We start from the raw sequence: 707 nt of genomic DNA, 5'->3' as shown, positions 1-707 counted from the left end.
GCTTGGCCCAGGACTTAATTATGTTTGATAAATTCAAAATTAGCAATTGTTGAAATGGACTTGAAGTTGGATCAGGTTGAGAATTTGTAATTGTAATTGTATAAGCAGTAATTAGTATTGCACCAAATTCAATTAATTCACTTACCAAAGTAGGATTTTGTGCTGAAATTTGTACTTCTTGCGGATTTGAACCTGTAATTTTCAAACATTGTTTAGGCATTAAATAAATCGAATTATTTATTTGAATTGAATTATTTCCTAAATTTTGTAATGTTATACTTCTCCAAGTTTGAAGATATCCAGATTGTAAATATTGAGATGTTAGTTGTGCTAAATTCGAATTTCCAGAAAATATAAATTGTGTGCCGGCTATGACGTTAGGAATTACAATTTTAGAAATTAAATTAGGAATTAATACTTCTATTTGCTTTTTTATAGTTGGTAATTTATAATTTATATTATAGCTAAGTGAAGGAGGCGGAACAATAACTTCAGATAATTCGACGGTAGGTCTATTTGCGAGTTCTTGAAAAACATTTCCAAAAGTATACGCTAGTGGTTTTGCCAAATTATATAATACATTATATCCATTAACTTTCAATTGTGCTACATATAAATATTTTGCAAATACATCTTTTAGATTTTGAAAATTACCATTTTGATAATATTGTAATAATTTAGCTGTACCGTATTGATTTATAAATATT

Annotated in this window: 1 protein-coding gene; it reads right to left on the bottom strand. The window is 27.2% G+C overall.

Going from position 1 to position 707, the window contains the following annotated elements; translation table 11 throughout:
• Positions 1-707, bottom strand: a 707-nt coding sequence (locus ABD284_RS25695; RefSeq protein WP_344149075.1) for a hypothetical protein, incomplete at both ends; no start/stop codon positions are given.

Source organism: Streptomonospora arabica, assembly GCF_039531585.1.
GTDB classification, from domain to species: Bacteria; Actinomycetota; Actinomycetes; order Streptosporangiales; family Streptosporangiaceae; genus Streptomonospora; species Streptomonospora halophila.
The sequence above is the reverse complement of the archived record's forward strand: the minus strand, read 5'-3'. Positions and strand labels throughout refer to the sequence as shown.